The sequence below is a fragment of the Acidimicrobiia bacterium genome (assembly GCA_035651955.1).
In the GTDB taxonomy this organism is placed as follows: domain Bacteria; phylum Actinomycetota; class Acidimicrobiia; order IMCC26256; family JAMXLJ01; genus JAMXLJ01.
This window is the reverse complement of the sequence record DASRES010000008.1, coordinates 23,556-48,294: the sequence shown is the minus strand read 5'-3', so window position 1 is coordinate 48,294 and position 24,739 is coordinate 23,556. Positions and strand designations below refer to the sequence as shown.

Genomic DNA, 24,739 nt, shown 5'->3' with positions numbered 1-24,739 from the left:
CAAGGTCGCTACGCAGGGTTCGGCACGGGACCGGTCCAGCCGGGGAGCAGACCGTGCTCCCACGTGAGCTCCTGCGCGCGCACCGTCTGACCGTCGAGCGCCGCGGCCTCGGGTGCGGTCGCGAGCCAGGCGACCGCGGCGCCCACAGCATCGGGTGGCGCGGCCGCGCTCGCGTCGAAGCCGTACTCCCCCATGTCGATCGCCATGCGCTCGGTCGCGACGAACCCGGGGTCGACGTTGACCGCGACGACGCCGGTGCCCGCGAGCTCGCGGTGCAGCACACCGGCGAAGCGGTGGATCGCGGCCTTCGACATCGCGTACCCGAGCCCCCAACCGCCCTCGCCCGCCGCCGCGGGCGGGTCGATCCACGCGACGCTCGACGTGACGTCGGCGACCAGCCCGCTCCCGCGCTCCACCATCTGGGGGAGGACGAGCCGCGCGAGCACGAGGGGCGCCATGACGTTCGCCTCGAGGTGCTTGTCGAGGAGCTCGATCGGCGTGTCGAGGAACCGGTCCATGTGGCCCGGCCCGATGTAGCGCCCGTTGTTGACGAGGACGTCGACGCGACCCCACCGCTCGAGCACGGTCGCGACGGCGGCGCCGAGCGACGCCCGGTCGAGGAGGTCCGCGGGCAGCGCCAGCGCGTCACGTCCCTCGCCGCGCACGAGCGCCGCCGTCGAGTCGAGGCTGCCGGGCAGTGGGCGCGTGTCGCTCTTGGCCACGGTCGACGAGTGCTCGCGTGCCTCACCCTCACGGACCGTGCGCGCCGTGACCGCGACGTCGAACCCAGCCTTGGCGAGCCAGACCGCGCACGCCTTGCCGATCCCGCGGCTCGCGCCGGTCACGAACGCGACGCGTCTCGTCACTGCTTCGTCTCCTCGATCCCCAACGCGCGCGCCCACTCGAGGTTCACGCGCGCGGATCCGACGTGCGCGATGTGCACGACGTGCCCCTCGCCCTGGTTCGGGTCGCCGTACGTCACCGTCGTCCCGTCGCGCTCGGCTTCGCGCGCGAGACGGTCGAGGTCCTGCCAGTACGCGACGTCCTCGCGCGACGGCGTGAACACCTCGTGCACGAGCGGGACGTGCATCGGGTCGCCGAGCATCATCCCGTAGTAGCCGAGATCACGGAGCTGCTCCGCCCACGCGCGGAGGCCGTCGAGGTCGTCGCGCGCACCGCCCCACATGCCGCTGATCGGGTAGCGGATCCCGGCCGCGCGCGCATCGACGAGCACCTTCGACCGCAGGAACAGCGTCTCGCGACCCTCGGCCGTCCACCGGTAGCCGAGCGCCTGGTGGATGTCGCCGAAGCGCGAGACCGCGCCGCCCATGTACGCGACGCGCGGCGACGCGACCGCGATGTCGTACGCGTTGCGGATCGCGTCGGCAGTCTCCAGGATCGGGTACACCGCGGTCGACCCCGGGACGAGACCGAGATCCGCCTCCGTGCACGTCAGCAGCGCATCGATCCCGTGCACGTCGGCGGGACCGTGGACCTTCGGCACGAGCACCCCGGTGAGCGACCGGCCCATGACGGCACGGAGGTCCTTCAACGTCTGTCCGGTCGGCGGCGGTTGCACGCGCGCGAACACGAGCGGCGTCCGCGTGCCGGCGGGAGGCAGCCCGTCGAGGACCTCCCGTACGACCGCGCGGGCCGCATCACGCGCACGCTCGGGGAACGGCGTGCGCGGCTCCTCGAGGTCGATCACGATCGAGTCGGCGCCCGACGCGAGCGCGTGCTCGATGCCGTCGCGCCGGTCGCCGGCTACGAACAGCACCGAGCGCAGCGGCCGGGCCCGCGTCTTGGCGGCGTCACCGGTCACCGCGCACCTCGGGCTGCAGCGCGCGGACCGCGCCCTCGCACGCGGTCCCGTCGAAGAACGCCGGATTCGTCCGCGTGTGCAGCCGGACCGCGTTCTCGAACACGAGCTCCCGGAACGCACGCGCGTCGAGCAACCCGCGCTCGACGAGCTCGTAGGCCTCCGGCACCGGCTCCGTCATGTCGGGCACGTCCCAGTGCGAGATGTCCGATCCGAGGACCGGCCGCATCCGCGCGCCGAGCGGGTTGACGTCCTCCCGGAAGGCCCAGGTGACGAGCGGGTCGTCGGCCTCGCACCCGAAGTAGAAGTTGTCGACGAACAGGTCGCGCAGCTCGTGCTCCTCGGTGATGCCGCACGCCTCGAACTCGTCCAGCACGGCGGGCCGCGCCGCCGGCCGGGCGTAGAACGCGCGCAACCGGTCGAGCTGACCCCGGACGGTGTCGTCGCCGTACTCCGCGAACCACCCCATGAGCGCGTCGACGTCGAGCCGGTCCGGATCGAGACCGCCGATCGCGTCGCGGTTGCGCTTCTCCCAGTGGCCGACGAGGCCCGCGTACAGCGCGCACGCCCACGCCACACCACCTTCGAGGAAGCCGATGTTGAGCGCCGGGAACCGTCGGGTCACACCGGCGAGGAACAGGGACTTGCACAGTGACTCGTGCGCGGCCGCGAGCCCGTTGACGTGGTTGAACACGTAGTTCGAGATCGAGCGCGTCACACGATGGTGCTGCAGCGCGCTGTGCGCGACGGGCGCGACACCGAGCTCGACGCACGCGGCCCAGAACGGGTCGTAGTCGTGCTCGCTGTCGAGCCCGAACATGTCGAGCCGGTAACCGTCACGCCCGACGGGACGGCGCGCGTACCCGGCGATGAGCACGGACTTGAAGCCGAGCTCACCGACCGCGTAGCACAGCTCCTCGACCGCCTGCGCGGGCGTGTTCATCGGGACGAGCGCGCCGACGGTGCACCGGTCCTGGTACGGCGAGAACACGCGCGCGTGGTAGCGGTTGACGGCACGGCACAGCGCGGACGACAGCTCCTCGTCGGTCACCTCGAAGAACGCCAGGCTCGTCGACGGGTAGAGGATCGTGAAGTCGATGCCGAGCTCGTCGAGCCGCTCGTACAGCAGCGCGGGCAGGTGCGCGGTCGCGCGGTCGCGCGCGTCGTGGGTCGGCCATCCCCACCACGAGGGCATGGCGCGCCACTGCGCGCGGACGGAGGGATCCGCCCGGTCGGCGAGGTTCGACGCGGTGTCGGTCGGCGCGGCGCCGCTCGCGACGTAGCGGTCGCGCAAGCCGGCACCCCCCGCCTCCTCCAGATAGGTGAGCAGCTCGTCGTCGAGCAGCGGCCCGATCTCGACGAAGTGGCCGTCGGCGTCGACGACCGGGTGGTCCAGCGCGGCCCGCACGGTCGCAGCACGGCTCGTCGTCTGGGTCATGGGGAGATATTTTCGTCGGCTCCCTCGGGCCGGGCCGTCCCCCGCATCCGCGCACGGCCCGACTTCGTCCGCACATTCCTCGACGGCCGGCGGGCGCACGCCGCACGAATGAGGCGGGCGGCCCATTGTCCGACGGCTCTGTCGCGCGGATAGTGGTCGCACGTCGTCCCCGGGTGGCCACCCGGGCGGCGCGGGCGACGCTGTGAACCACCGGCTGCAACTGGTCGCCTTGGCCGGCGGGGAGCGAGAGGCGAAACCGACGCCCTGTCGTGTTCACCTCGAGCTCCAAGGAGACAACGTTGCGCCATTGGAAGAAGCTCGCGGCCCTCGGGGTCGCGCTCGTCACGTTCGCCGGCATCGGGCTCGCGTGGGCGGCCTGGACCGCCGGCGGCACCGGCAGCGGCTCGGCCAAGGCCGGGACCGCGAAGGCACTCACCACGTCGGACGCGTCGGCGTCGGTCGTGAACCTGCTCTACCCGAGCGGTTCGGCGGACGTCGCGGTCACGATCAACAACCCCAACCCGTACCCCGTCACCGTCTCGTCGGTCACGGGCAACGGCGCCATCACGTCGGGCAACACGACGTGCGACGCCAGCAACGGCGTCACGTTCACGAACCAGACGGGCCTGTCGATCGTCGTCCCGGCGAACGGCAACGTCACGAAGGTCTTCGCGAACGCGGCGTCGATGAGCAACGCCTCGGTCGACGCCTGCCAGGGCCAGACGTTCACCATCCCGGTGAGCATCAGCGGCGCCAGCAGCTAGCACCCCGACGGCCCGGAGCGCGTTCCCCCGCGCTCCGGGCCGCCGTCACTCCTCCCACAGTCCGCCCGCCCGCCCGACCTTCGATCATCCGGAGCCCCGCAGCCCATGCACCGCTCGAGACCGACCAGGATCACCGCCACGGTCGTCACGGTCGCCGTGATCGCCGTCCTCGTGGTGCTCGTGGTCAGCCACGCGCGCACGCGCCGGCAGGACGCGATGGCGGGCACCCACGGCGCGTCGAACGCGCCGACGGTCCACACGGACGACGCCACACCGCACCCGTTCAGCCTGCGCGGTGAGGTGGACGGGCTCTATCCGAGCGCGACCCGCACGCTCGCGGTGCGTGTCGACAACCCCAACGCGATCCCCCTGCGCGTGACCACGGTCGCCGTGACCGTGCACGACGCGTCGCCGCGCTGCCTCGCGACGAACCTCGCGACGTCGGGCTTCTCGGGCGCGCTCGTCGTGCCCGCGCGCGGCTCGGACTCGATCGGCGTGACCGTGCGCATGGCGCGGACCGCACCCGACGCGTGCCAGGACGCCACGTTCCCGCTGACGCTCTCGGCTCAGGCGGCGAAGGCGTGAACGCCCGGCGGGTGCAGCAGCTCCTCGTCGCGACGGTCATCGCCGTGCTCGCGGCCGCGTCGCTCGACACGGTCGCGTACGCGGCGTGGCAGGCGCACGGCGCGAGCACGACCGCGTGGGGGAAGGCCACCACGATGCCGTCGGGTCCGACACCGAGCGCGTCGGCCTCCGGCACATCGGTCACCGTCTCGTGGAGCACGGTGAAGGTCGGCGGATCGCCCGTCGGCGGCTACGTCGTCAAGTCGTACGACGCCACGACGAACGTGCCCCGCACGGTCGGCGCGTCGTGCTCGGGCACCCTCACGACGACGAGCTGCACGGAGACGAACGTGCCGTCGGGCTCGTGGCGCTACACGGTCACACCTCACAGCGGGAGCTGGACGGGCGCCGAGAGTGCGAAGAGCGCGGCCGTCACCGTCGCGGGCGTCGACCACTTCTCGGTCAGCGCACCGTCGTCGGCGACCGCCGGCAGCGGCTTCAACGTGACCGTCACCGCGCGCAACGCGTCGAACGCGACGCTCACGACCTACCGCGGGACCGTCCACTTCTCGAGCAGCGACGCCCAGGCGACGCTGCCCTCCGACTACACGTTCACGGCATCCGACAACGGTGTGCACACGTTCTCCAACGTCACGCTCGCGACGGCGGGGACGATGACCGTCACGGTGAACGACACCGTCACGACGAGCGCGACGGGGAGCGACAGCGTCGCCGTGAGCGGCGCCGGCCTGGACCACTTCACCCTGACGAACCCGGGCTCACAGACGGCCGGCCAGGCGTTCACCGTGACGGTCGCCGCGCTCGACGCGTACGGCAACCCGGCCAGCGGGTGGACGTCGACGAACGGGTGCGTGACGTTCTCGGGTCCGTCGAGCAGCCCGGGCGGCAACGCGCCGACCTACCCCGCCAACAAGAGCTGCAGCAGCGGGACGAGCCGGCTCTCGTTCGACTCGAACGCCCAAGCCAGCGCGTCGATCACGCTGACCGATGCCGGCAGCACGACGCTGACGGTCTCGAACGGCACGAAGTCCGGGACGACCACGTTCACGGTGCTGACGACGACGGCCGCGAAGCTCGCCTGGACGAACGCGTCGACCAACGGGACGCTGTCGAACCCGTGCCTCTTCACGTGCAGCGCGACCCACGTCAACAACAATGGTCTGTTCAGCGCGACGGTCAGCGTCACGGACACGTACGGCAACACCGTGACCGACGTCGGCACCGGCCGCACGGTGAAGGTCACGACGAACGGCGGCACGTTCACGGCGCCGACGTCCGGCTCGTCGGTCACGTTGACGATCAGCGCCACCGGGCCCGCCACGTCGACCGCGAGCTTCACGTTCGATGGCCAGACCTCGTTCTTCCCGTGGACCGACAACCTGACCGCGGCAACGCAGTCCGGTCCGGTCTACTCGCAGGCGACGGCAACCGTCTCCAAGTAACCGATCGCGCCGGGAGGCCGTCGCGAGGTGGGGCCCATCCCCCTGGGGCCCCACCTCGTGACGTGCTAGACGGACCGCATGGGTGCGCTCCTGCATGCCGCGCGCCGCGTTGCGCGCGCGGTCCGACCGCTCGTCACGATCACGGCACCGCCCGACGGCGTCGTGGTCGAGCACGACGTCGAGGTCCGCGTGCGCGACGGCACGATCCTGCGCGTCAACGTCTTCCGCCCGGCCCGCGACGGTCGGTTCCCGGTCCTCATGTGCGCGCACCCGTACGGCAAGGACCGGCTCCCGCGGCGGCGCGGCGCCCGATACGCGATCCCGCGGCAGTTCCGGTTGCTCCCGCAGAGCGTCCCCTTCACGGTCTCGGCGTGGGCGGGCTGGGAGGCACCCGACCCGGGGTACTGGGTGCCGCGTGGCTACGTCGTCGTGAACGGCGACCTGCGCGGGTGGGGTCGCTCCGACGGCGTGGGCGAGCTCCTCTCCGAGCAGGAGGCCGACGACTACCACGACCTGATCGAGTGGGCGGCGGGACAGCCGTGGTCGACCGGCAAGGTCGGGCTGAACGGCGTCTCGTACCTCGCGATCTCGCAGTGGGGCGCGGCGTCGCGCCGCCCGCCGCACCTCGCGGCGATCTGCCCGTGGGAGGGCTTCGTCGACGCGTACCACGACTTCGCGCGGCGCGGCGGCGTGCGCGAGGACGGGTTCGTCATCATGTGGACCGCGCTGCTCCGGCTGCAACGCCGGAGCCCCGTCGACCTGCGCGCGCAGCAACGACACCGCCCGCTCTTCGACGAGTGGTGGCGTGCGCGCGTGCGCGACGTCGAGCGCGTCGAGGTCCCCGCGCTCGTGTGCGGCAGCTTCTCGGACCACTGCCTGCACAGCAGCGGGACGTTCGAGGGGTTCGAACGCATCGGCTCGACTGACAAGTGGCTGTACACCCACCGGGGACCGAAGTGGGCGATCTACTACTCGCCCGAGGCGCTGGCCTTCCAGGACCGCTTCTTCGGTCACTTCCTGAAGGGCGAGGTCAACGGGATGGAGCGGGTCCCGCGCGTCCGCGTCGAGGTGCGCGAGGACGCGCGCACCGTCGCCGGCGTGCGCGGCGAGGACGCATGGCCGCTCCCGGGCACGCGCTGGACCGCGCTCGCGCTCGATGCCGCGACGGGCACGCTCCGCCCTACGCCGGTCGGTGCAATCTCGTCGGCGTCGTTCGCGACGCGTCACGGCTCGCTGCGCTTCGTCTGGACGCTCACCGAGGACACCGAGCTGACGGGCCCGATGTCCGCTCGCCTGCACGTCGAGGTCCGCGACGCGCGCGACGTCTTCCTGTTCGTCGGTGTGCGCAAGCTCCGCGGCGGACGACCCGTCGGCTTCGAGGGCTCGTACGGCTTCGATCGCGACCTCGTCACGCACGGGATGGTGAAGGCGTCGCTGCGCGCCGTCGATCCCGACCGGTCGCGGCCGGGACGGCCGTGGCACGCGTGCGAGCGTGCCGAGCCGTTGCGTCGCGGCGAGATCGTCGCGGTCGACGTCGCGCTCGCGCCGTCGGCGACGCTGTTCCGCGCGGGTGAGCAGTTGCGGCTCGACGTGCGCGGCCGGTGGTTCTTCCCGCGCAACCCGCTCCTCGGGCAGTTCCCCGCCGGCTACGAGCGCAGCCCGCGCGGCACGTGCGTCGTGCACACCGGCGGCCGCTTCGACAGCGCGCTCCACGTGCCCGTCGTCGCGCGCGACGTGGGATCCCGGGGGTAGCGCCGGAAGGGGATCCTTGTTCCGCGCGCGCCGCGGTGGTCTCATGGTGCGGGCGCGGGGAAGGGGTGGGCAACGGTGGTGCGACTGCACCGGCGCTGGCGTCGCGCGCGAACCAACGACGACCAACTGCTCGTCGCCGCGGTGGTCGCGGCGGTCCTGTTCGTGGGCGCGGCGACGTTCGCGGTCCTGCACCCCGCGAGCGGTGATCACGAGTCCGCCCGCGTCACGACACACGACGACGCGTCGACGACCACGATCGGCGTCCAGGTCCTCGGTGAGACGGTGACGACCGCGCCACCGACACCGCCGACCGTCGCGCTCTCCCGTCGCGCGACCACGACGCGTTCGCCGTCACCCGACCTCGGGTGGCTCGCGGCCGTCCTCGCCCGGCTCGGCTCCGCCCCGAACGCGACCGCGGCAACGGCGCCGACCACGACCACGACGTCGGCGACCGCAGCGCCGTCGTCGACGACGACCACGGTTCCCCCGACGACGTCGACCACCGAGGCGACGACGACGACAACCGGTTCGCACGGAGGGCACTGACCGCGACACTGTCCCGCCATGCCGACGTTGCTCGTCGTCCACCACACCCCGTCGCCGGCGATGCACGCGATGTTCGAGGCAGTGCGCGCCGGCGCGACGACCGACCTCGTCGAGGGCGTCGACGTCGTCTTCCGTCCCGCGCTGAGCGCGACCGCGGTGGACGTGCTCGCCGCGGACGGCTACGTGCTCGGGACGCCCGCGAACCTCGGGTACATGTCGGGCGCGCTCAAGCACTTCTTCGATCAGGTGTACTACCCGTGCCTCGACGCGACGCGACGCCGTCCCTACGGCGTGTACGTGCACGGCAACAGCGACACGACCGGCGCGCTGCGCGCGATCGAGGTCGTGACGACCGGTCTCGCGTGGCGGCGCGTCCAGGAGCCCGTGAGCGTCGTCGGTGAACCGGGGCGCGACGACCTCGCCGCGTGCGAGGAGCTCGGCGGCGCGCTCGCCGCGACGCTCGCGCTCGAAGCGGCGCCGTGACCGACAGCCTGCTCGTCGTCGGAGAGGTCGTCGTCGACCTCGTGGTCGACGGTTTGGACGTCGCGTCCACGCCGCTCGCGGTGCGCGCGCATCCCGGTGGCAGCCCCGCGAACGTCGCGGTCGCCGCCGCCGGGCTCGGCATCCCGACCGCGCTCGCGGCGCGCATCTCGCGTCACGGCTTCGGCCCGTGGCTGCGTGCGCATCTCGTCGCGTCGGGCGTCGACGTGTCGGCATGCGTGGACGTCGACGAGCCGTGCTCCGTCGCGGTCGTGACCAGCGACGTGTCCGGGGTGCCGCGCTACTCGCTCCACGTCGACGGCGCGGCCGACTACCGGTGGCGCGCGGACGAGCTGCCCGATGTCGCCGGCCTCGCGGCCACGGTCGTCCACACCGGGTCGCTGGCCGTCGCGCTCGGTCCCGGCCGCGACGTGCTGGCCGCGTGGCTCGCGCGTGTCCGGGCACACGGCCGTGCCGTCGTCTCGTTCGACCCGAACGTCCGCGAGACGACCGCCGACCCCGATCGCGTCGACGCGCTCGTGCGTCACGCGCACCTCGTCAAGGCGAGCGACGAGGACCTCGCGATGCTCTGGCCCAGGACCGACCCGCTCGAGGTCGCCGCGCGCTGGCTCGAGGCCGGCGTCGAGCTGGTCGTCGTCACGCGTGGCCCCGCGGGCGCCGTCGCGCGCTCGCGGGACGGTGCGCGCGTCGTCGAGCGACGCGCGCCGACCGTGACGGTCGTCGACACCGTCGGTGCGGGTGACGCGTTCACGGCGGGGCTGCTGCAGGCGCTCGCGGCGCGCGGTGCGCTGCGTGCCGGCGGGCTCGCGATGCTCGGCGACGCGCAACTGGCGGCCGCGCTCGACGCCGCGAACGAGCTCGCCGCGCTCAGCTGCGCGCGCCGCGGCGCCGGGCCCGGCGCGCCCGTCGAGCCTCGGCGCTCCCCGCGTGTGTGCTGAGGTCCACGATCAGCGCGACGACCACGAGGATCCAGCCGAAGCCGCGCACGCCGTGACCGGGCGCGTACGCAGCGGCCCACGCGAGCGTCGTCCAGGGCAGGAAGAAGAACCCGACGGCCGCGATCCAGAAGCGGTCGAAGGCCACGCTCATCCTGCTCGTGAACAGCCAGACGAGGAAGATCGCGAGACGCGGCGAGATCCACGCCGCGAGAACGAGCAGGCACCCGCAACCCACGATGCGGAACACTACGTGGGCATGGAGACGATCGCCCCGGTCCCGTTCCCCGATGCACCCCGGCTCGACCCGCCCGACGACGACGAGGTCCGCCTGATCGTCGGTGGGTACAACGGCGCGCTCGCGACCGGTCACCCGCTCACGGACGTCCAGCGCGCGGTGATCGACGCGTTGACGGAGTCGATGACCGGCCGTGCGGTGGACGTCGCGACGGCCACGCCCGTCGGCCCGCGCGAGCTCGCCGAAGGCCTCGCACGCCGCGACCACCGGTTCCGCACGCGGATCTTCCAGACGATCCTGCTCGCCGAGCTGCTGCTCGTCCCGCTCCCGCGCGAGGTCAGCGAGCGCGTCGAGCAGTACGCAGCATGGCTGGGTGTGTGCGACGACATGCAACGCGTCGCGCGCGACGTCGCACGCGGCTCGCTCGGTCTCGCGCTCATGGACTTCCGGCGCTCGGGTTACTTCGAGCACCTGCTCGCGACGCCTCCGGACCACCTGCACGCGTCCGACGCCCTCGAGGACGCGTGGCAATTCGCGTGCGACGACGCCGCCCTCGCGCGGCGCTGGGCCGATCTCGAGGACTGCCCCGCGGGCTCGCTCGGGCACGAGGTGTGGAAGTTCTACCGGGCGCGCGGGTTCACGTTCCCGGGTCTTCCGCAGAGCGCACCGCCGACGCTCGCGCAGCACGACTGGGTGCACGTCCTCGCCGACTACGGGTCGACCGTCGAGTGCGAGATCGAGGTGTTCGGCTTCATCGCGCGCGCCAACGACGACCCGCGTGCGTTCTCGTTGCTCGCGATGGTGCTCGGCCTGTTCGAGACCGGATACCTCCACGACGCCGCCAACCTGTTCGAGTACGACCGCGGTCACCTGTCGCGCGACGCCCGGCGCATGGCCACGCGGCTGGCCGACGCGATGTACCGCGGGGCCATGGTCGGGACCTACCTCGACGCGCACGGGCGGTGCGCGGACACGGACCTGCTCACGATCGACTGGTTCGCGCACGCGTCCCGACCCATCGACGCCGTACGCGCGGACTTCGGCGTGCTGCCCAAGTCGGCGGCCGCGATCGGAGCCGGCTCCGTGTCGCCGTGGGAGCGCGGCGGCATCTCGCCCTTCCAACTCGGGCAAGGACGCGCCGCCGCCGAGGCGGCCGGCCGCGCGTACGACTCCTACGGCGCGTCCGTCGCGTAGGAGCTGACCGCGTTCAGCGGTTGTAGACGTCCTTGCCGAAGCACTGGAGCCCCGGCGCGCCGGCGAAGCCGAGGTGGTCGAGGCCGAAGACGTTCTCGATGCTGCACAAGAGCGCGTAGTGGTTGTACGGCGTGCCGTTCGTCGACCCGGGCTCGACCGCGGACGACACGAGCAGCGCGCCGATCCGCCCGCCGCCGGGACCGTCGCCGCCGGGCTGGCTCGTGTTCGGTGACGGGGGCGTGTTGCAGCACGCGGTGGAGTCCGACGTCTCCGCCTCGTCGAACGTGACGACGAGCAGCCCGTCGTGCTGGTAGGCGGGCGAGGCGAGGATCCTCGGGACCCACTGGCTCAGGAACCGGTCGGCGGACACGAGACCGCCGGGCTGGCCGTCGGCGCAGGGCGAGTCGTGCCCGTCGTTGCAGACGTTCGGCGTGATGAACACGAGGTTCGGCGTCGTCGCCACGGACGCGAGGTCGCCGGGGAGCCGGTCGAGCGGGACGTCGTTCTGGTTGCACGCCGGGGAGTCGATGATCGAGTGGAAGTACACGAACGGGTTGTGACGCGTCGCGTACTGGTCACCCGCGGTCGGGCGGATCGTGTGGTCGGTGCTGCCGATCGCCGGGTGGCGGCACGTCTTGGGCTCGGTGGACGAGTTGCCCATGTCCTCCATGTAGCCCTTCCACGTCTTCCCGGCGGCGACGAGCTGGTCCGCGATCGTCTTCACGGACGCGGGGTACACGCAGCCCTTGCCGAGCGCCTGACCGTCCGCGCCGACTCCGGTCTGTGCGAACTCGGTGTAGGTCGTGCAGTCGGCCTGTGTGCTCGGGTTCGGTGACTGGCCGCTGATCTGCGCGATGTAGTTGTCGAGGCTCGCGTGACCGATCCCGTAGTAGTTCGTCAGCAGCTCGCCCTTGGCGCGCAGCGTCGTGTTCAGGTAGTGCGCCTTCGAGCCGGGCCCCCAGGTCTGGTCGTAGCTCTTGTTCTCGAGGTTGATGACGAAGACGTGACCGATCGTCGGCGTCGCGGCACCGGAGGCCTTCGCGGTCGTCGTCGTCGACGACGGCGACCCGGATGACGACTTCTTCGACGAGCCCGACGAACCCGACGAGCACGCGGCCGCGACGAGCGCGACCGCGACGGCGGCACACAGCAGGCGAGCACGCATGGGCGCAACGTAGCGCGGCGCTCTCGACGCGCCCCGTCATCCGAGCGCGACGGCGATCGCGTGCAACGCGAGACCCGCGAGCGCGCCGACGACCGTGCCGTTGATGCGGATGTACTGGAGGTCGGGGCCCAGCAGCAGCTCCAGCCGGCGGGCGGTCTCGTCGGCGTCCCAGCGCGCGATCGTGCCGGTCACGAGCCCGCGGATCTCGGCGTCGAAGTGGGTCGCGACGTAGCGGACGGCGGACTCCGTCGCGTCGTCGATCGCGCCGGCGACGGTCGGGTCGTCGCGCATGCGCGCGCCGGCAGCGGCGATCAGTGCAGCCGTCCGCGCTCGCAGCTCGGAGCCCGGATCGGCTGCCTGCGCGCGCAGTCGTTCCTTGGCGTCCGACCACGCGGACGCGACCCACTCGCGCAGTTGCGGGTGCGCGAGCACGTCCGACTTGAGCTGCTCGCCGCGCGCGCGGAGCGAGGGCGACGTCTCGAGCTCGGCCGCGAACGACACGAGACGCGTGTCGAAGTACCGGCGGAGCGCGCTGTCGTGGTCGCCGACCATCTCGTGCAGCGCGTCGCGCGCGCCGTCGAGCAGGCGGTCGAAGATCCGCTCCTCGATCGACATCGGCAGCCACCACGGCGCCTGCGCGAGGAACCGCGACCGCAGGTCGGCGCGGTGCTCGTCGAGGAACGCGTCGAGCGACCGGAGCGCGGCGTCGAGGGCCTTCTCGTGACGCCCGTCCTCGGTGAAGAGCCGCAGCGCGCGGCCGGCGATCGGCGCGAGCGGCACCGCGTCGACCTGGCGGCGGACGAGGTCCTCGATCGTCGTGTGCACGTCGTCGTCGCGGAGCAGGTCGACGACGGTCGTCGCGGCGTCGGCGACGTCACCGGCGAGGCGCTGCGCGTTCGCGGGCTGCGTCATCCACGTGGCGAGACGGTCGACGACGTTCGCGGCCCGCACCCGTTCGAGCAGCGCGTCAGGCGACAGGAAGCTCTCCCGGATGAAGTCGCCCAGCGTCTCCGCGAACTGGTCCTTGCGCTCGACGACGATCGCGGTGTGCGGGATCGGCAGGCCGAGCGGCCGGCGGAACAGCGCGGTCACCGCGAACCAGTCCGCGAGACCGCCGACCATGGACGCCTCCGCGGCCGCCTGCACGTAGCCGGCCCAGGTCGAGTGGCCGCCCCGGGCCGTCACCACGAGGAACACGACCGTGACCCCGGCGAGCAGCGCGGTCGCGCGTCGCTTCGTGACCGTCAGCCGGTGACGGCGCGCGGGTTCCGAGCTGACGGCGGGCGGCGCCGGGGTGCTCACTGCCCGAAGGTCTACCCCGGTGGCGCCGTCGCGGCTCCTGCACGCGCCACCGCGCGTGCCGCGAGCTCGAGGTGGGGCCAGGCGAGATCGGGCGGCAACCCGCCGACGAGCGGCTGCAGCTGGAGCACGCCCTCGCGCCGGATGGTGGCGACTGCCTCGTCGGGCGTGATCACGCGGAACGCGGTGCCCGCGCGCAGCTCGTCGACCGTGGACGCGGACGTCACCATCGCGATGCCCGTGCGGCCGCGGTTCCACTCCGCGTACGCGCGCGCGTCGTTCAGCATGTACGGGCCGAGCTCGTGCCACGCGCGGTCGGGGTCGTCGGCGACGAAGAACGTGGACGAGTCGGGCGGCGGGATCATGCAGCCGACCGGGGTGACGCCGACGCGTGCCGCCTCGGCCTCGTACTCCTGCGCGAGCGTGTCGTCGGTCGTGTCGGCGAGGAACGCCATGCCGAGACGCGCCGCGCGGCGCGCCGCCCCCGGCGTCCCGCCCCCGCCCATCAGCATCGGACCGCCGGGTTGGAGCGGCGCCGGCGTGACGCGGACGCGCCGGCCGTCGTGCTCGAACGGCTCGCCCGTCCACGCCGCGCGCAGGATCGCGATCCTCTCCTCGACGAGCCGCGCGCGTCGCGACTTGTCCACACCGAACTGCTCGAACTCCTCGTCCCGGTAGCCGAGCCCGATCGTGTACGAGACGCGGCCGTTGCTCATCAGGTCGAGCACCGCCATGTCCTCCGCGAGCTTGACGGGCTCGTAGAAGAGGACGAGCAGGGCGGCGACCATGATCGGCGTCGTCTCGGTCACCGCGGCCATGCCCGACGCGAGCACGAGCGGCGACGGAAGGTACCCGTCGTCGGCGGCGTGGTGCTGCGAGACGACGAGCGACATGCACCCGTTGTGCTCGCCCCACTCGGCCATCTCGAGCGCGGCCCGGTAGAGCGCGGCGCGCGTCGCGCCGTCTCCCCCGGCCGTCCGCATCGCGAACCGCATCAGGAGCATCGAAAGGTCATAGCCGCGCGCAGCGCGCCCGGGCCAGCGGCCGTTGCGTCCATGCGTCGTTCGTCGTCGTCTGACGACGTCCAGCGACGCATGGACGTCGGGGGAGTTACGACCCCGCGGCGGCGAGACGGGGCGCGACCCCGGGACGGGTCGCGCGACGCAGCGCGTCCTGCATGGCGCGTGCGCTCGACGGGCGTGCGTCCGGGTCGCACGCGAGCGCGTGCAGCATCAGCGCCTCGACGGCCTCGGGGACGTCGGTGCGCGGGATCGGTGGGACGGGGGCCTGCTGGTGCGCCATCGCGAGCTCGAGCAGGCTCCGGCCCGTGAACGGCGGCTTGCCCGCGAGCATCTCGAACAGGACGATGCCGACCGAGTAGAGGTCGGACGCCGGCGACGCGAGACGGCCCTCCGAGCGCTCGGGCGCGAGGTACATCGGCGTGCCGACGACCTGACCGGGACGGGTGACGGCCGACGACGGGTCCTGCACGGTCTTGGCGAGCCCGAAGTCGGCGAGCTTCACGGTGCGGTCGTCGGCGAAGAGGATGTTGCCCGGCTTCACGTCGCGGTGGACGAGCCCGCGCTCGTGCGCGGCGGCGAGCGCGCCGAGCACCTGGTCGGTCAGCGCGACGGCCTGCCGCACGCTCAACGGCCCGACCCGCTTGAGCACGTACGCGAGGTTCGGGCCGCGGACGAGCTCCATGACGAGGTAGAGCCGGCCCCCCTCCTCGCCGGCGTCGAAGATGCGCACGACGTTCGGGTGACTCAGGCTCGCGGCGACGCGCGCCTCCCTCACGAAGCGCGCGATCCCCTCGGCGTCCGCGCTCTCGGTCCGCAGCAGCTTGATCGCGACGTCGCGGTCGAGCACGACGTCGTGCGCCTCGACGACCTGCGCCATGGACCCCGTACCCAACGGCGCCCGCAGCTCGTAACGCCGCCCGAGCGTCATTCCCACGGGCCGGAATGCTACCGACGCGCCTCCCACCGACCGTGGATGGTCGAAGCCTCAGCGCGGCCGTCACGCGAGCGACGGGAGCAGCGGCGCGATCGTGCCGGCGTCGCGGTCGAACACCGTCACGGTGTCGATCGCGGCTTCGTCGCGGAGGCGGTGCAGCTGGTCGAGAATCTCGTGCTCCGTGCCCAGGAGCACGAACGGGCTGTCGAGGTGGGCGTCGGCCGGCGTGCCGGTGAGCTCTGCGAGCTCGCGTGCTGTTGCGCGACGGTCGTCGGTCACGACGACGCGCTGCACCAGAACCGTGCGCGCGACGGGCGTCACGCGCCCGGCCGCGGCGGCCGCGCGCTCGACGAGCGCGATCCGGTCCGCGAGCCCACCCCACGTCCAGTGCGAGAGGTTCGTGTGGACCTGCCCGGTTCCCGACGTCACGCCGACGAGCCCGACCGCACCCGCGCGCTCCCCCGCGACGCGCAGCACACGGTCGCCGTTCCCGCCGACGACGATCCGCGCGGGCGTCGCGACCCGACCGAGCGACGCGCCGCGCAGCGCGAAGCGCTCGTCGTCGACGGTTTGACCGTCGAGCAGCCGGGCGACGACGTCGACGGTCGCGGCGAGCCGGTCCACGCGTTCACCGGCGGGCGGATAGCGCAGGCCCGCCTGTTCGAACTCGACCTGTGCGTGACCCGCGCCGAGTCCGAGGTCGAAGCCGCCCGCGGAGATGGCCGCGACAGTCGACGCCGCGCGGGCGAGGAGCAGCGGGTTCCAGAACGCGACGTTGAGGACGTACGTGCCGACGCGCATGCGCTCGGCGACGGCCGCCGCGGCACCGAGTGCGGCGAACGGGTCGACGAGGCCGACGTGGTCGGGGACGTAGAGCGCACCGAACCCGGCCGCCTCGTACGCGCGCGCCTCGGCCGTCCACGAGCGCACCCGCTCGGGTGACACGACGGTCACTGCGACGTCCACCGGATCCCGTTCCCTCCGAACTCTGGGAGACGGACGGTCCCCTGTCCCGCTCACGTCCCAAAGGTCGTCACAACGCGCGACGGCCTAGGCTCCCACGCCATGGAGGAACACCACATCCGGGAACGCCTGCACGACGCGCTGCACCGCGGTCACCGCAAGGCGACCGAGGAGGACGTCGCCGAGCTGACCGCGATCGTCCTCACGATCGTCACGGAGCTGACGGGTGAGCTCGCCGTCGTGATCGCCGAGTTGGCCGAGCGCCTCGAGGCGCTCGAGGCGCGCACCGCCTGACGCGGGCGATCAGCTCCGCAGCCCGACGACGAGCGTCACGGCGGAGAGCAGCAGGATCAGGACGACGAAGAACGTCGAGAGCGCGTCCACCGGGCCCGCCTCCTATGCCGTCGCCGCGTCGCGGTCGCGCGCCGTGGCAGCGTCGCGGTCGCGCGCGACCTCGTCGAGCACGGCGTACTCCTCGCCGGTGTCGGCCCAGTCCTCGAACTGGATGACACCGATCTCCGTGAACCGCTCGCGCAGCCAGCCACCCGACGCGTCGAGCAGCCCGAGCTTCTTGCAGTTCGGCACGATCTTCGAGAACAGCATCTGCTGGAACATCTGTTGTGCGGCGGGCCGCGTCTGGTCCATCGCGCGGTACAGCGCCTCGGCGTCGACACCGAGCCGCTCCCACATCTCCGTGTGCATGAACCGGCGCTGCAGACGGCGCGCGACCTCGAACGCGAACTCCTGCCGCTCCCGCAGCTCACGGTCGGACAGCCCGCGGTAGTACTCCTGCAACGACAGGACGCCGAACGCGACGTGACGGGCCTCGTCGCTCATCACGTAGCGCAGCATCCGCTTCAGCAGCGGCTCGCTCGTCATCTGGTGCATCAGCCCGAACGCCGCGAGCGCGAGGCCCTCGACCATGATCTGCATGCCGAGGTACGCGATGTCCCAGCGCGGGTCGGCGAGGATCTCGTCGAGGATGCCCTCGAGGTTCGGGTTGATCCCGTACTGGTGACCGAGCTTCTCGTCGAGGTACCGCGCGAACACCTCGACGTGGCGCGCCTCGTCCATCACCTGCGTCGCCGCGTAGTACTTCGCGTCGATCCACGGCACCGTCTCGACGATGCGAGCGGTGCACAGCAGCGCGCCCTGCTCCCCGTGCATGAACTGCGAGAGCAACGAGTTCTGCAGCTCCACCGAGACCCGGGTCCAGTCCGCGTCACCGAAGTGACGGACGGGCGATCCGTCCACCTCGGCCAGCGCCTTGAACCGCATCGTCGCGTTCCCGCCCCCGAGCTCCTGGCCGACCTTCTCCGGGTCGACGTCGACCGACCAGTCGAGATCGGTCGACGCGTTCCACTGCGACGTCTTCGCCTTCTCGTAGAGCTTCACGAGCGCGGGACGGCTCTGCTCGTAGTCCCACGTGAACAACGTGTCGAACGTCGCGCGCACCGAGTGGATCGTGTCGAGCTGCTCGTTCATCATCGGTTCTCCGGTCCACACGCGTCGAGGAGGCGCGTGATCAGCGAGTGCCAGTCGTCGAGCGGGGGCGGCTCGGCCTCGAGCGCGCGCATCGCGACGGCGCCGAGCGACAGCATCACGCAGAACCGCGCGAACGTGGCGGTGTCGACGTCGTCGTCGACGGTGCCGTCGCGCTTGCCCTGCGCGATCAGCGTCGCGACGAGCTCCTCGCGGTCCGCGAGGCGCTCGCGCAACGACTCGGCCAGCTGTGGGTCGCGGCGTGACGCGGCAATCGCGTCGAGCAGGAGCGCGGTCCGGCCGCGACGTTGGACGAGCCGGTCGCCGAGCACGCCGAGGAGCTCGCGGGTCTCGTGCTCGCCGGCGTCGTGGAGCAGCGCGTCCATCTCGGCATCCGCGCGCGCCGTCATCGCGTCGAGGAGCAGCTCGCTCTTCCCGCGGTAGTTGGCGTAGATGGCGCCGGTCGTCAGCCCCGCGGCGCGCGCGATGTCCTGCACGCGCGCCTGCTCGTAGCCCTGCTCGACGAACACCTCGATCGCCGCGGCGACGAGCCGCTCACGCGTCGTCCCGGTGTCCACGATCGCCATCGGTCCCATGATAACGGTCATTATCGACTGCGCCCGCCGTTCTCTGAAGCGTCAACCCCATCGTGTGGCTGAGGCTTTGCCGAAGCGCCGCGGTGGACGTGACGCAGGTGTCAGGTTCGGCACCGCCGTGCGATGATCACGCCGTGACGGACCTCGCCGACCGCCCGCTCCACGAGGATTCGGTCGGCCTGCTCGCGGGGCTGTGCACGACACGGGCGATCCGCCGGTACCGGGACGACCCGATCCCGCCGGACGACCTGCGCGACATCCTGTTCGCAGCGACGCGCGCGCCGAGCGGCTCGAACCGCCAGCCCTTCCGGTTCCTCGTGCTGACCGACGGGCCCAACGCCCGCGAGGCGAAGCGCCTCATCGGCGACGCCGGCAGGCGCGCGTGGTCGGCCAAGCGCGCGGCCGACGGCTACGACCGCGGCTCGGGCGCCGAGCCGACGTCGCCGAAAGCGCGCATGGCGCGGAGCATGGAGCACTACGTCGAGCACTTCGCCGACGCACCCGTGCTCGTCCTCCCGTGTCTCGTCCGCTACCGAGAGGCGAGCTCGTTCGAGGGCGCGTCGATCTACCCCGCGTGCCAGAACCTGCTCCTCGCGGCGCGCGCGCTCGGGTACGGCGGCGTGCTCACCGGCTGGCACGCGCTCGTCGAGCCGCAGTTGCGCGCGCTCCTCCGCGTGCCGGACGGTGTGCACATGGCGGCCACCATCACGCTCGGCAAGCCGGAGGGCGCGCACGGACCCGTGCGCCGGCGCCCGCTCGGCGAGCTGGTGTTCGGCGACCGTTGGGGAGACGCGCCGCGTTGGGCGGTCGACCCGCCCGGCACGCGCCACACGTCGGCGGGACCACCGAACGCGAACACGAACGACCACACGACGACAGGGGGACGACGATGACGTGGGACTTCTCGACGGAGCCCGAGTTCGAGGAGAAGCTCGACTGGATCCGTGAGTTCGTGAAGAACGAGGTCGAGCCGATCGACCTCGCGTTCGACCATCACCTCGTGTACGACAAGTCGCACCCCGTCCACCGCGAGGTGATCAAGCCGCTGCAGGAGCAGGTGAAGGCCCAGGGCCTGTGGGCCTGCCATCTCGGGCCCGACCTCGGCGGGCTCGGGTACGGCCAGCTCAAGCTCGCGCTGATCAACGAGATCCTCGGTCGCTCGACGTGGGGACCGTCGACGTTCGGCTGCCAGGCACCCGACTCGGGCAACGCGGAGATCCTCGCCCACTACGGCACCGACGAGCAGAAGGCGAAGTACCTGCAGCCGCTGCTCGACGGCGAGATCGTGTCGTGCTTCTCGATGACCGAGCCCCAGGGCGGGTCCGACCCGAACGTCTTCACGTGCCGCGCCGAGCGCGACGGCGACGAGTGGGTCATCAACGGCGAGAAGTGGTTCTCCTCGAACCTGCGGTACGCGAGCTTCGCGATCGTCATGGCGGTCACCGACCCGGACGTCCCGATCTACCAGGGCGCGTCGATGCTCCTCGTGCCGACCGACACGCCAGGGATCAACATCATCCGCAACGTCGGGATCGGTGGTGAGCGCGCGGGCGACGGCTCGCACGCGTACGTGCGCTACGAGAACGTGCGCGTTCCCGCCGAGAACGTGCTCGGCGGGCCCGGACAGGCGTTCGTGATCGCGCAGACGCGTCTCGGCGGGGGTCGCATCCACCACGCGATGCGGACGGTCGGCGTGTGCCAGAAGGCGATCGACATGATGTGCGAGCGCGCCCTGTCACGACACACGCAGGGTTCGGTGCTCGCGTCGAAGGAGATGGTGCAGGAGTACGTCGCGGACTCGTGGATCGAGCTGCACCAGTTCCGTCTGATGGTGCTGCACGCGGCGTGGCTGATCGACCAGGTCGGTGGCCACAAGGCGCGCAAGGAGATCGCGGCGGTGAAGGTCGCGACGGCGAAGGTGCTCAAGGACATCGTGTTCCGCGCGATGCACGTGCACGGGTCGCTCGGCGTGTCGAACGAGATGCCGCTCATCGGCATGTGGACGATGGCGCCGGTGATGGGGATCGCGGACGGGCCGACCGAGGTGCACAAGATCACCGTGGCCCGGCAGGTGCTGAAGGGTTACCAGCCGTCGGAGGGTCTGTTCCCGAGCGAGCACCTGCCCCCGCGCGTCGCCGCCGCGAAGGCGCGCTTCGCCGAGCTGATCGACCACGAGGTCGCGAACAACTCGCTGTAGCGGCTACGGCATGACGCGGCGCAGCACTCGCGCGACCGTGTCGCCGGCATCGAGCGCGACGTTCAGCAGGATCGCGGCCGGGTTGCACCCCGGTTGCGCGGCGAGGTCCTCCTCGTCCGCGCGCGTCGGCGGCTCGATCGCCTCGACGGCGACCTCCTCGACCGCGATCTCCTCGATGATCACCGGCTCGACGACGAGGATCTCCTCTTCCTCCTCCGCCGCCGCCTCGTCGCGCTCCCCACGCTCGCCGCGCTCGTCGCGCTCCTCGCGGTGCTCGACCTCGCCGCCGAGCGCGCGCCACACGTCGCTCACCTGAGCGAACTCGACGCCGCCGGGCAGCGTTCCGAGGAGCGCGACGACCGCGTCCGACGCGCCTTCCTGCTCGGCGACCACGACGAGCGCGTCGCGCGTCGCCGGGAAGGCGTGCGGCCGCAGATGCCGCGCGATCTCCGAGCGCAGCTCGACGTCGTCGTGCGAGAGGCCGGGGCCGCCCGCGTCACCAGACCCGACGAGCGCGTCGGGGGTCGGCTCGCCGTCGCCCGGCGGCTCGGCCTCCAGGTCCTCGCGCGCCCGCGACTCGAGCGGCGCGCCGTGGGTCAGCGGCGCGACCTCCTCCGCCATCTCCTCGTCGACCCGGGCCCCGTGCTGGACGCTGCCTCGCTCCACGCCCACCTCCTCGACCGTCCCGCCTCGTTGTACCCCCCGGCGGGCGCGACCGGACACCGGTTCCCCATCCCCGATCTCCGCGCTCCTCGCGGTGACGCGGACGCGTATGGTGAGACAAGACGGTGGGAGCGCGAGGTGCGTACTCGACCGCGACAGGTCCGGGACAGCGTTCACGAGGTGCTCGCGACGGTCGTCTTCCTCGACGTCGTCGACTCGACCCGTCACTGCGCGGAGCTCGGCGACCGGGCGTGGCTCGCGCTGCTCGGCCGCCTGCGCGGGATCGTGCACGCGACGCTCCCCCACTTCGGCGGCCACGAGGTGAAGGAGCTCGGCGACGGGTTCCTCGCGCGGTTCGACCTGCCCGCCCAGGGCGTCCGCTGGGCCATCACGGTGCGCGACGCGGTGCCCGAGCTCGGCGTCGAGGTGCGCGGCGGCGTGCACGTCGGCGAGGTCGAGGTCGAGCCGGGCGACGTGACCGGGCTCAACGTCCACATCGGCGAGCGGATCTGCATGCTCGCTCGGCCGGGCGAGGTGCTCGTCTCGCGAACCGTGAAGGAGCTCGTCCCCGCCGCGGGGATCGTGTTCGTCGACCGAGGCATGCACGAGCTGCGCGGCGTACCCGGGCGGTGGCGTTGCTACGCGGCCGAGCTCACGCGCTGACGCCGTAGGTCGCGAGGAACTCGACGATCGCGCCGCGGAACGCAGGGTCGAACACCGCGGTGAGGTGATCGCCGGAGACGACCTGCGCCCGCGCGCCGGGGATGCGCGCGGCGAGCGCGGCAGGCGGCCCGACGAGAACGTCCGCGTCGCCGGTGACGACCAGCGTCGGGACGCTGATGTCGGCGAGGTCCGCGACCGGCTCCGTGTGCCGCGCGCGTTGCAGCGCCGCGAGCGCGCGCCGGTCCGCGCCCGTGCGCTCGGCGAAGCGCCGGAACGCGCGGCTCGCGGCGTCGAACCCGCGGACGTCGTCGGCGAGGAGCGCGTCGGCGACCCGCGCGCGGTTCATCGGCGCGCGGCCCGCGGCGCGGCCGCCCACGCCACCGAGGACCAACGCGCGCACGCGCGGCTCGGTCGGCGTCACGGACATCGACACGAGCGAACCCATCGAGTACCCGACGAGGTCGACGGCGTCGAACCCGAGGTGGTCGAGCAGCGCGCGCACGTCGCGGACCATGGCGCCGTCGGCGTACGCGGCCGGGTCGTGGGGCTTGTCCGACTGGCCGTGCCCGCGCGCGTCGGGCGCCACGACGAGTCGCCCCGCGGCGACCAGCGCGTCCACGACCCCGGGCGCGACCCAGTTGGCGCGGTGGTCGGCGGCGAAGCCGTGCAGGAGGACGACCGGCGAGCCGGCACCGGTCATCTCGTACGCGATGCCGGTGCCGTCGAAGGACGAGAAGCGCTCCACGGCCCGACATCCTCTCTCAGCCCGCGGCCTCGTGCGACGGCCGCTCCGCGAGACTGGGCCCGTGCGTTCGTGGCCTCATGGCTGGCTCGCTGTCGGTGCAGACGCAGTCTGCCTCGCGCTGTTCGTCCTGCTCGGGCGGGAGAGCCACGGTCTCCACGCGGGCGCGTGGTGGTTCTTCGAGGTCGTGTGGCCGTTCCTCGCAGGCTGGTTCGCTGTCGCGCTCCTGACGCGCGTCTACACGAGGCGCTCGCGGCCGTGGGTCCGGCTCGCCGTGACGTGGGCCGCGGGCGTCGGCCTCGGCCTGCTCCTCCGGGTCGCGCTGACGGACCGCACGGTCGTCGGCGCGTTCCCGATCGTGGTCTACGTGTTCACCGGGCTGTTCACGTTCGGGTGGCGCGCGGTCGTCGTCGGCGTCCGCCGGATCAGCGCGGCAAGCGCGACACGGAGCTAGGGCCGCGCGCCCACCGCGTCGAGCAGCTCTGCGGTCGACGCCTCGATGCCGTCGGCCAGCGAGACGACGTCGGGCACGACCGCAGGATCGGTGTTCAGACCGACGAACATCGTCCCCGCGAGCGAGACCGCCGAGACACGCAGCGCGTGGTGGGGCGCGACCTCCGCGAACGAGTACAGCTCACGCACTGCACCGCCGAGGACCGAGCGCGGCGTGCGCGGGCCGGGGACGTTGGACACGTTCACCATGAACTCGTGCGGGCTCATCGTCACGCGCGTCACCGCGCGGGAGAGCGGCGCGACGCGTTCGAGCGCGTCGATCACCCGCGCGTCCTCGTGACGCTTGCGTCGACGGGTCTCGGCGTGGACGGTGCGGAGGCGGGCGACGGGATCGTCGTGCGACAACGGCACGTCGACGAACATGAACGAGTCGCGGTTGCCGAGGTCGTCGGCCGCGCCGGACACGTGCATGCTCACCGGGACCTTGATCCGCACGACCGGGAGGTGGACACCGCGGTCCTCGGCCCATCGACGGATCGCGCCTCCGACCGCCGTCAGCAGCACGTCGTTCACGGTCACGCCGTCGCCGACCGCGTGACCGATCGCGCGCAGGTCGTCCAGCGCGCAGCGGGCGCACGCGAGCTCGCGTGTGGTGCCGACCGCACCGGCGAACGGCGAGTGCGCCTCGACCGGCCTGAGCTCGCGCGCGAGTGCGCCGGGCGCGTGCTCGGCCAGCTCGGCGATCTCGGCCAGCTCGGCGAGGTGCCGCCAACGGGCGCGGGCAACGGCGCGCTCGGTGGCCTCGTGCTCGGCCTGCGACGTCGAAGCCGTGGTCGCGTCGGCCGGCGCGTCCCACAGCAGCTCGTCCGCCCAGCGCATCAACGTCATGCCGTCGGCCATGCAGTGGTGGACGCGCCAGACGAACGCCCAGGTGTCGTCGTCGAGATGGGGGACGACGTCGATGGACCAGAGGGGGCGGTCGCGGTCGAGCCGGCGCGCCATGAGTCGCCCGGCGACCGCGAGCAGCCCGGCGCGATCGACGGTGCCGGTGACGGGCGCGGCACACACGTGCTCGTCGATGTCGAAGCGCCCGTCGTCCGCCCAGCACCAGGTGCCCGCGGCTCCATCCTGCGCGCGCACGCACTGGCAGCATCGCGGGACGCGGGCGATGCGACGCGCCATCTCGGCGCGCAGCGCGGTCAGCGGGTCGACACCGGGCACGCGCTCGACGATCCCGACCTTGCAGGTGTGACCGACGATCGTCGCCGACTCGAGCGCGAGGATGCGCGCGTCCTCGTGGTCGAGCGGTTCGAACGGCTCCCCGGCGCTCATCGACCGGGGATGAT

At 72.4% G+C, this 24,739-nt stretch carries 27 protein-coding genes and 1 riboswitch; of the genes, 13 read left to right on the top strand and 14 right to left on the bottom strand.

The window, feature by feature from the left end:
• Nucleotides 1-8: 8 nt before the first annotated feature.
• The 3 genes from VFC33_02195 to VFC33_02185 are packed head-to-tail and all read right to left on the bottom strand — an operon-like array spanning nucleotide 9 to nucleotide 3,257.
• Nucleotides 9-866 (bottom strand): SDR family oxidoreductase, encoded by an 858-nt coding sequence (locus VFC33_02195; GenBank protein HZR12038.1) that lies wholly within the window; start codon nucleotides 864-866, stop codon nucleotides 9-11.
• On the bottom strand, nucleotides 863-1,822 hold the full coding sequence (locus tag VFC33_02190; GenBank protein ID HZR12037.1) for an aldolase/citrate lyase family protein: 960 nt from the start codon (nucleotides 1,820-1,822) through the stop codon (nucleotides 863-865). The genes VFC33_02195 and VFC33_02190 overlap by 4 nt, the downstream gene beginning before the upstream one ends.
• A complete protein-coding gene (locus VFC33_02185) occupies nucleotides 1,812-3,257 on the bottom strand; it encodes an amidohydrolase family protein (GenBank protein HZR12036.1) in 1,446 nt (481 codons plus the stop codon). Before VFC33_02185 ends, VFC33_02190 begins: the two co-directional genes overlap by 11 nt.
• 186 nt (nucleotides 3,258-3,443) lie before the next feature.
• Nucleotides 3,444-3,527, top strand: a riboswitch (cyclic di-GMP riboswitch).
• A 29-nt stretch (nucleotides 3,528-3,556) separates the two neighbouring features.
• Between VFC33_02185 and VFC33_02180 the strand changes: the two genes are divergently transcribed.
• The 7 genes from VFC33_02180 to VFC33_02150 all read left to right on the top strand — a co-directional run bounded on the left by VFC33_02180 (nucleotide 3,557) and on the right by VFC33_02150 (nucleotide 9,785).
• Nucleotides 3,557-4,021 (top strand): hypothetical protein, encoded by a 465-nt coding sequence (locus VFC33_02180; protein ID HZR12035.1) that lies wholly within the window; start codon nucleotides 3,557-3,559, stop codon nucleotides 4,019-4,021.
• 105 nt (nucleotides 4,022-4,126) lie between these two features.
• Nucleotides 4,127-4,606, top strand: a complete 480-nt coding sequence (locus VFC33_02175; GenBank protein HZR12034.1) for a hypothetical protein — start codon at nucleotides 4,127-4,129, stop codon at nucleotides 4,604-4,606.
• Entirely contained in the window at nucleotides 4,603-6,048 is a 1,446-nt protein-coding gene (locus VFC33_02170) for a hypothetical protein (GenBank protein HZR12033.1), read from the top strand. The genes VFC33_02175 and VFC33_02170 overlap by 4 nt, the downstream gene beginning before the upstream one ends.
• 78 nt (nucleotides 6,049-6,126) lie before the next feature.
• Entirely contained in the window at nucleotides 6,127-7,800 is a 1,674-nt protein-coding gene (locus VFC33_02165) for a CocE/NonD family hydrolase (GenBank protein HZR12032.1), read from the top strand.
• 75 nt (nucleotides 7,801-7,875) lie between these two features.
• On the top strand, nucleotides 7,876-8,346 hold the full coding sequence (locus VFC33_02160; GenBank protein ID HZR12031.1) for a hypothetical protein: 471 nt from the start codon (nucleotides 7,876-7,878) through the stop codon (nucleotides 8,344-8,346).
• Nucleotides 8,347-8,364: 18 nt separating this feature from the next.
• A complete protein-coding gene (locus VFC33_02155; protein ID HZR12030.1) occupies nucleotides 8,365-8,829 on the top strand; it encodes a flavodoxin in 465 nt (154 codons plus the stop codon).
• Entirely contained in the window at nucleotides 8,826-9,785 is a 960-nt protein-coding gene (locus VFC33_02150; GenBank protein ID HZR12029.1) for a PfkB family carbohydrate kinase, read from the top strand. The genes VFC33_02155 and VFC33_02150 overlap by 4 nt, the downstream gene beginning before the upstream one ends.
• Here VFC33_02150 and VFC33_02145 read toward each other — a convergent pair.
• On the bottom strand, nucleotides 9,715-10,020 hold the full coding sequence (locus VFC33_02145) for a hypothetical protein (GenBank protein HZR12028.1): 306 nt from the start codon (nucleotides 10,018-10,020) through the stop codon (nucleotides 9,715-9,717). The genes VFC33_02150 and VFC33_02145 overlap by 71 nt on opposite strands.
• A 21-nt stretch (nucleotides 10,021-10,041) precedes the next feature.
• Between VFC33_02145 and VFC33_02140 the strand changes: the two genes are divergently transcribed.
• Nucleotides 10,042-11,214 (top strand): hypothetical protein, encoded by a 1,173-nt coding sequence (locus VFC33_02140; GenBank protein HZR12027.1) that lies wholly within the window; start codon nucleotides 10,042-10,044, stop codon nucleotides 11,212-11,214.
• Between the two features lie 13 nt (nucleotides 11,215-11,227).
• Here VFC33_02140 and VFC33_02135 read toward each other — a convergent pair whose 3' ends face one another.
• The 5 genes from VFC33_02135 to VFC33_02115 all read right to left on the bottom strand — a co-directional run bounded on the left by VFC33_02135 (nucleotide 11,228) and on the right by VFC33_02115 (nucleotide 16,600).
• Entirely contained in the window at nucleotides 11,228-12,379 is a 1,152-nt protein-coding gene (locus VFC33_02135) for an alkaline phosphatase family protein (protein ID HZR12026.1), read from the bottom strand.
• A gap of 36 nt (nucleotides 12,380-12,415) precedes the next feature.
• The gene (locus VFC33_02130) at nucleotides 12,416-13,681 is read right to left on the bottom strand and encodes a DUF445 domain-containing protein (protein ID HZR12025.1); all 1,266 of its coding nucleotides are present in this window, start codon (nucleotides 13,679-13,681) and stop codon (nucleotides 12,416-12,418) included.
• Nucleotides 13,682-13,692: 11 nt separating this feature from the next.
• Nucleotides 13,693-14,682, bottom strand: coding sequence for an LLM class flavin-dependent oxidoreductase (locus tag VFC33_02125; protein HZR12024.1), 990 nt, complete (start codon nucleotides 14,680-14,682; stop codon nucleotides 13,693-13,695).
• A gap of 106 nt (nucleotides 14,683-14,788) precedes the next feature.
• On the bottom strand, nucleotides 14,789-15,628 hold the full coding sequence (locus VFC33_02120) for a serine/threonine-protein kinase (GenBank protein HZR12023.1): 840 nt from the start codon (nucleotides 15,626-15,628) through the stop codon (nucleotides 14,789-14,791).
• A gap of 69 nt (nucleotides 15,629-15,697) precedes the next feature.
• Complete coding sequence (locus tag VFC33_02115) at nucleotides 15,698-16,600, bottom strand: TIGR03621 family F420-dependent LLM class oxidoreductase (protein HZR12022.1); 903 nt, start codon at nucleotides 16,598-16,600, stop codon at nucleotides 15,698-15,700.
• 99 nt (nucleotides 16,601-16,699) lie between these two features.
• On the opposite strand from VFC33_02115, the gene VFC33_02110 reads away from it, so the two are divergent.
• Entirely contained in the window at nucleotides 16,700-16,891 is a 192-nt protein-coding gene (locus VFC33_02110) for a hypothetical protein (GenBank protein ID HZR12021.1), read from the top strand.
• A 102-nt stretch (nucleotides 16,892-16,993) separates the two neighbouring features.
• Here VFC33_02110 and VFC33_02105 read toward each other — a convergent pair whose 3' ends face one another.
• Together VFC33_02105 and VFC33_02100 are read right to left on the bottom strand one after the other, a co-directional pair.
• Nucleotides 16,994-18,085, bottom strand: a complete 1,092-nt coding sequence (locus VFC33_02105; GenBank protein ID HZR12020.1) for a ferritin-like domain-containing protein — start codon at nucleotides 18,083-18,085, stop codon at nucleotides 16,994-16,996.
• Nucleotides 18,082-18,666 (bottom strand): helix-turn-helix domain-containing protein, encoded by a 585-nt coding sequence (locus tag VFC33_02100; GenBank protein ID HZR12019.1) that lies wholly within the window; start codon nucleotides 18,664-18,666, stop codon nucleotides 18,082-18,084. The genes VFC33_02105 and VFC33_02100 overlap by 4 nt, the downstream gene beginning before the upstream one ends.
• A 143-nt stretch (nucleotides 18,667-18,809) precedes the next feature.
• On the opposite strand from VFC33_02100, the gene VFC33_02095 reads away from it, so the two are divergent.
• Entirely contained in the window at nucleotides 18,810-19,568 is a 759-nt protein-coding gene (locus tag VFC33_02095) for a nitroreductase family protein (GenBank protein HZR12018.1), read from the top strand.
• Nucleotides 19,565-20,872, top strand: coding sequence for an acyl-CoA dehydrogenase family protein (locus VFC33_02090; protein HZR12017.1), 1,308 nt, complete (start codon nucleotides 19,565-19,567; stop codon nucleotides 20,870-20,872). Before VFC33_02095 ends, VFC33_02090 begins: the two co-directional genes overlap by 4 nt.
• Nucleotides 20,873-20,875: 3 nt before the next feature.
• On the opposite strand, the gene VFC33_02085 is transcribed toward VFC33_02090, so the two are convergent.
• Nucleotides 20,876-21,538, bottom strand: a complete 663-nt coding sequence (locus tag VFC33_02085) for a DUF2795 domain-containing protein (protein ID HZR12016.1) — start codon at nucleotides 21,536-21,538, stop codon at nucleotides 20,876-20,878.
• 177 nt (nucleotides 21,539-21,715) lie between these two features.
• Here VFC33_02085 and VFC33_02080 point away from each other — a divergent pair, with 177 nt between their 5' ends.
• The gene (locus VFC33_02080) at nucleotides 21,716-22,198 is read left to right on the top strand and encodes an adenylate/guanylate cyclase domain-containing protein (GenBank protein HZR12015.1); all 483 of its coding nucleotides are present in this window, start codon (nucleotides 21,716-21,718) and stop codon (nucleotides 22,196-22,198) included.
• Here the strand turns inward: VFC33_02080 and VFC33_02075 are convergent.
• Nucleotides 22,188-22,943 (bottom strand): alpha/beta hydrolase, encoded by a 756-nt coding sequence (locus VFC33_02075; protein HZR12014.1) that lies wholly within the window; start codon nucleotides 22,941-22,943, stop codon nucleotides 22,188-22,190. The two genes, VFC33_02080 and VFC33_02075, sit on opposite strands and share 11 nt — an antisense overlap.
• 61 nt (nucleotides 22,944-23,004) lie before the next feature.
• Between VFC33_02075 and VFC33_02070 the strand changes: the two genes are divergently transcribed.
• On the top strand, nucleotides 23,005-23,394 hold the full coding sequence (locus VFC33_02070) for a DUF3054 domain-containing protein (protein ID HZR12013.1): 390 nt from the start codon (nucleotides 23,005-23,007) through the stop codon (nucleotides 23,392-23,394).
• On the opposite strand, the gene VFC33_02065 is transcribed toward VFC33_02070, so the two are convergent.
• Nucleotides 23,391-24,725, bottom strand: a complete 1,335-nt coding sequence (locus VFC33_02065; GenBank protein HZR12012.1) for a wax ester/triacylglycerol synthase domain-containing protein — start codon at nucleotides 24,723-24,725, stop codon at nucleotides 23,391-23,393. The genes VFC33_02070 and VFC33_02065 overlap by 4 nt on opposite strands.
• Nucleotides 24,726-24,739: the final 14 nt, after the last annotated feature.